Here is a 4,756-nt window from a genome sequence, read left to right on the forward strand (position 1 = left end):
GGTCGGACAGGGCCCACCGGGCGGTGCAGAGGCGGTAGCCCGCCTCCCGGCCGGCGCCGCGGCGCCGGCTCGCTGAAGTCCAGGCAGCGGGTGGCGGGCCATCGGGTGCCGACGCGCTTCGAGCGCCAGTCTCAACAGCCGCTCCGCTTCCCCTGCCTGTGCCGACGTCACCGTCACACTGCGGCCGTCTCCGGTAGTCACCGTGACCGTCGTCTGGGCATTGCCTTGTGCCTGCCGCCGGCCGAGCCACAGGGAGAACACACCGGGCCATCAGGCCGGTGAGCGCGCCGGTGGTGCCCGTGACCGCGCTCTCGACGACCAGACCGCTCAGCGCGCCCATCGCCCCTGCCCGCGGTGCAGGCATCTCCCGACGGACACGGCCGCGCGGTGCGGGTTGCTGGCGCAGCCAGTGCCACAGCGGCTCCCGGCGTCACGCACCGGCGGCCCCTTGCCGAGACTCGGGCGAAGCGCTGATACGCGGCTGATACACAACCGCACGACAGCGGAAGCTTCGCCCTGACCGCCTGGAAGTGGATCTCCCGGAGGCTGTCGGCGTACCCGATCTCCGGTGTACGCGTATCTGGCTCTGGGAGGCGGTTGACGTGCTCGTACGTGTCCATTCTGCTGCCCGCGCCGTGCTCGGGGGGCCGTCGCGGGCCCGTCGGGGTGCGGCGTGGGCCTTGGCTGCGGTGCTGATCGGCGGCTGCGCCGGCGGCGGGCTGATGGCGCTCTGCGACGGCGAGGGCGGCGAGGGCGGGGCGAGCGATGTCGTCGCGCAGGAGGCCTCCGCGCCGAGGGCTGTCGTCGAGCGGCTGGATCTGCCGTGGCCGCGGGAGGGCCAGACGGCCGTCTCGGTGGAGAAGGTCGGTGGCCTCGGCGTCAAGGGAGCACGGCAGCCGGTGCCGATCGCGAGCCTCACCAAGGTGATGACCGCGTACGTGATGCTCAAGGCCCATCCGCTCAAGGACGGTGAGGGCGGGCCCTCGATCGAGGTCGACCGGCAGGCCGCGTCCGAGGCCCATTCGCTGAGCGAGTCCACCGCGCCGGTGCGGGAGGGACAGAAATTGTCCCAGCGGAAGTTGCTGGAGTTGATGCTCCTGCCGTCCGGGAACAATGTGGCCCGGCTGCTGGCCCGTTGGGACGCGGGCAGCCAGCGGAAGTTCGTGGCCAAGATGAACGCCGCGGCCGGCCGGCTGGGCATGACAGACACCACGTACACCGGTGCGAGCGGGATCGAGTCCACCACTCGGTCCACCGCCGCCGACCAGCTCAAGCTGGCCCGCGCGGCCATGAAGGACCCGGCGCTGCGCGCGACCGTGGGCCTGCGCAGCACCAGCGTCCCCGGTCGGGACGAACCGGTGCGGAACACCAACCAGCTGCTCGACCGGCCCGGCGTGATCGGCTTGAAGACCGGATCGAGCACCCCGGCGGGCGGCAACCTGATGTGGGCGGCCGAGGTTCCGGACGGCAAGAGGCGTCATCTCGTGTACGGCGTCGTCCTTTCCCAGCGCGTGGGCACGTCGCCCGCCGAGGGCAATCTGGCAGCCCTGGAGAGCAGCGGCCGCCTCCTCGACGCCCTCCGGGAGAAGTTGCCCGCAGCCCTCGCGGCGGACGGCAACGGTCGGGACGGACGCCGATGAGCCAGGACACCCTCCGCGCCGAGCCCACTCCCAGCACCGGCTCGCCTCCCGTTGCGAAGCCGCACGGCACGTGGCCGACCGGGACGTGGCGTACGGGGACATGGCGTACGGGGACGTGGCGGCGGGGGCGGTTCATCGCCACCGCCGCCGTGCTCTGCGCCCTGCTCATGGCGTTCAACACCCGCATCCCGAACGGCTTCGGCAACCTCGGCAGTCTGCTGCAGACGGTGCTGCCCTGGATGGGCCTGAGTGTGGTGGCGCTGTTGGCGGCCGCCGTGGCGCGCCGCTCCGCCCTGGCGGGCGTCGCCGTCCTCGTCCCCGCCGTCACCTGGTGTTCCCTGTTCGCGGGCACCTTCATCGACAAGCAGTCCAGCGGTGGGGACGTGGTCGTGGTCGGCCACAACGTGCACGAGGAGAACCGCGATCCGCGCGGGACGGCACGGGCGCTGGCCGCCGCGGGCGCCGACGTGGTGGCGCTGGAGGAACTGTCCCGCCCGGCCGTGGCGACGTACGAGCGCGAGCTGGCGCGCACCTATCGGTACTCCGCGGTGCGCGAGGGCATCGGACTGTGGAGCAAGCACCCGCTCCGGGCCGTGGAGCCGGTGGAGATCATGCCCTGGACGCGGGCCCTGCGCGCCACGGTCGACACCCCCAAGGGGCCTGTTGCCCTCTACGTCGCGCATCTCGCTTCCGTACGTGTCCTGCCGGGTTCCGGATTCACCACGGAGCGCCGCAATGCGGCGGCCGGAAAGCTGGCCGATGCCGTCCGGGCGGAGCGGCTCGGCCGGGTCGTCGTGGTGGGCGACTTCAACGGGACGACCGACGACTCGGCGCTCGGCCCTTTGACCTCCCAGCTGCGTTCGGCGCAGCAGGAGGCGGGAGCCGGGTTCGGCTTCACGTGGCCGGCCTCGTTCCCGGTGGTCCGCCTCGACCAGGTCATGGTCAAGGGAGTGACTCCGGTTTCCGCGTGGACCCTGCCCGCCACGGGCAGCGACCATCTTCCGGTCGCTGTCTCCCTGCGTCTGTGACGCCGCCCTTACCAAGCACGCGGCCCGCCGAGGGGCGGGCCGCCGCGTGGCTACGATTCGATCACCAGCCGGCAAGAACACGCAGGCAGGCGCAGGCAGGCGCAGGCAGACTCGGTAAACGCAGCACGCTCCGGCAGCTCTGGAAGGTACGTCTTGTCCCAATCCCCCGTCCCCAACCCGGTCCGCGTCCTCGTGGTCGAGGATGACGCGGTCATCCGCCGTTCCGTCCAACTGGCTCTTGAGCGCTACGGGTACGAGGTCTCGGTCGCCGAGGACGGTCTCGGGGGCCTCGAGGCATTCCGGGCCGGGCGGCACGATCTGCTGATCCTGGACGTCATGCTGCCGGGCCTGGACGGCATCGGCCTGTGCCGGCGCATTCGTGACGAGAGCCTCGTACCGATCCTGATGATGTCCGCCCGGGGCGACGCGCTCGACGTCGTGTCCGGCCTCGAGGCCGGGGCCGACGACTACGTGGTCAAGCCCGTCGACATCGCCGTCATGGTCGCCCGGATCCGGATGCTGCTGCGTCGTGCCACGTTCCAGCCGGGTGCCGCCGCCCTCGGCCGTCCCGATCCGGCCCCGGACCCCGGCACCGCTCCCGGCACCGCTCCCGGCTCCGAGAGCGACAGCCGCCCGCTCGTCTTCGGTGATCTGGCCATCGATCTGCGCGGACTGAACGTGAGCCGGGCGGGCGCGGCCGTCCCCCTCACGCCCACGGAGCTGCGCCTGCTCCTGGCGTTCGCCGAGCACCCCGGCATCGTCCTCGACCGGCGCCGCCTGCTGCGCGACGTCTGGGACTACGGCTGGGAGGGCGACACCCGGGTCGTCGACCTGTGCGTGGTGCGGCTGCGCAAGAAGATCGGCGCCGACCGCATCAAGACCGTCCGCGGCTTCGGCTACAAACTCTCCCCGTCCTGAAACGGCAGCCATGCGATTCCTCAACCCCCGCGCCCTGCGCTGGAAGATCGCCGCCCTGACCGCGGCCGCCTGCTGCGCGGTCGCCGCGGTCGTCGGTCTGCTCGTCCACCGGTCGACGCAGGAACACGGACAACGGGCGGGACACGACCGGGCCGTGACTCAACTGCACGTCGCCGAGCAGGAGTACGCCCGTACCGGCAAGAGGCCCGCATCCGTTGACCTCATGTCACGCGACGAGCTGCCCGAACCCCTGGCCCGCGACCTGGCAAGCCTGAGCGGGACCGGCGAGTACGCCCTGTGGTACGACGAGAAGCCGCCGAACTGGTACTGGATGTGGGCGGCCGTGCCCGTCGGCGACCAGGTGCTCGTCGTCCGCACGGACATGAGCGCCGAGGTACGCGGCCTCCAGCTCCTGGACCGGAGCATCGTCAAGTCCGTGCTCGCCGCCCTCGCCGTCGTCGTGCCCCTCGCCGCACTCGCCACCGAGCCGGTCAACCGACGGCTGCGGCACGGCGCCCGCACCGCCCGCAGGATCGCGGACGGCGACCTCGACGCCCGGATCGGGCACCCCGGCCGGGCCCGCGACGAGATCACGGAGATGTCCGCGGCCATGGACGTCATGGCCGCCGCCCTGCAGCAGAGGCTGGAATCGGAGCGGCGCTTCACCGCGGACGTGGCCCATGAACTGCGCACCCCCCTGATGGGGTTGGTCACCGCCGCCGGTCTGCTCCCCGAGGACGACGAGGCGGCGGATCTGGTGCGTACCGAAGTACGGAGGCTGCGCGGGCTGACCGAGGATCTCCTGGAGATCTCCCGGCTCGACGCCGGTGCCGAGCAGGCGCGGCTCGACGAGGTGCCGCTGGGTGAGCTGGCCGCCGACGTGGTCGAACGCTGCGGTGGCGCCGACGAGGTCCGTGTCGAGGACGCGGACGTGGTGCCTACCGACCCGCGCCGGGTGGAGCGCATCGTCAGCAACCTCGTCATCAACGCACACCGGCACGGCGCGTCCCCGGTCCAGGTGACCGTCACCGGCACCCGGATCGCCGTACGCGACCACGGCCCCGGCTTCCCCGCCGATCTGCTGGCCCACGGGCCGCAGCGTTTCCGCACGGAGGCCGCCGAGCGCGGACGCGGGCACGGGCTCGGACTGACCATCGCGCTCGGCCAGGC

The 4,756-nt window shown here is 72.2% G+C and carries 5 protein-coding genes and 1 pseudogene; 4 read left to right on the plus strand and 2 right to left on the minus strand.

The features are described from left to right. Both AOK22_RS44125 and AOK22_RS44130 read right to left on the minus strand, forming a co-directional pair. On the minus strand, window positions 1-261 hold a 261-nt coding region (locus AOK22_RS44125; RefSeq protein ID WP_425264118.1), incomplete at its 3' end, for an effector-associated constant component EACC1. Between the two features lie 16 nt (window positions 262-277). Beyond that, window positions 278-418 (minus strand): annotated as a pseudogene (locus tag AOK22_RS44130) (effector-associated constant component EACC1); the annotation flags it as partial. A 271-nt stretch (window positions 419-689) separates the two neighbouring features. Here AOK22_RS44130 and AOK22_RS38025 point away from each other — a divergent pair. The 4 genes from AOK22_RS38025 to AOK22_RS38040 all read left to right on the plus strand — a co-directional run. Next, window positions 690-1,640 (plus strand): D-alanyl-D-alanine carboxypeptidase family protein, encoded by a 951-nt coding sequence (locus AOK22_RS38025; protein ID WP_341845643.1) that lies wholly within the window; start codon window positions 690-692, stop codon window positions 1,638-1,640. Further along, window positions 1,637-2,668, plus strand: a complete 1,032-nt coding sequence (locus AOK22_RS38030) for an endonuclease/exonuclease/phosphatase family protein (protein ID WP_079037102.1) — start codon at window positions 1,637-1,639, stop codon at window positions 2,666-2,668. The genes AOK22_RS38025 and AOK22_RS38030 overlap by 4 nt, the downstream gene beginning before the upstream one ends. A 153-nt stretch (window positions 2,669-2,821) precedes the next feature. Next, a complete protein-coding gene (gene cseB / locus AOK22_RS38035) occupies window positions 2,822-3,586 on the plus strand; it encodes a two-component system response regulator CseB (RefSeq protein ID WP_055703208.1) in 765 nt (254 codons plus the stop codon). A 10-nt stretch (window positions 3,587-3,596) separates the two neighbouring features. Further along, window positions 3,597-4,756: sensor histidine kinase (locus AOK22_RS38040; RefSeq protein ID WP_055703209.1), on the plus strand; the 1,160-nt coding region annotated here is incomplete at its 3' end.

It is taken from the genome of Streptomyces silaceus (assembly GCF_001419745.1).
GTDB classification, from domain to species: Bacteria; Actinomycetota; Actinomycetes; order Streptomycetales; family Streptomycetaceae; genus Streptomyces; species Streptomyces silaceus.

What these genes read in the sequence shown, in the direction of transcription:
- AOK22_RS38030 (WP_079037102.1), top strand. Translation starts at nt 1,637, where the DNA reads ATGAGCCAGGACACCCTCCGCGCCGAGCCCACTCCCAGCACCGGCTCG.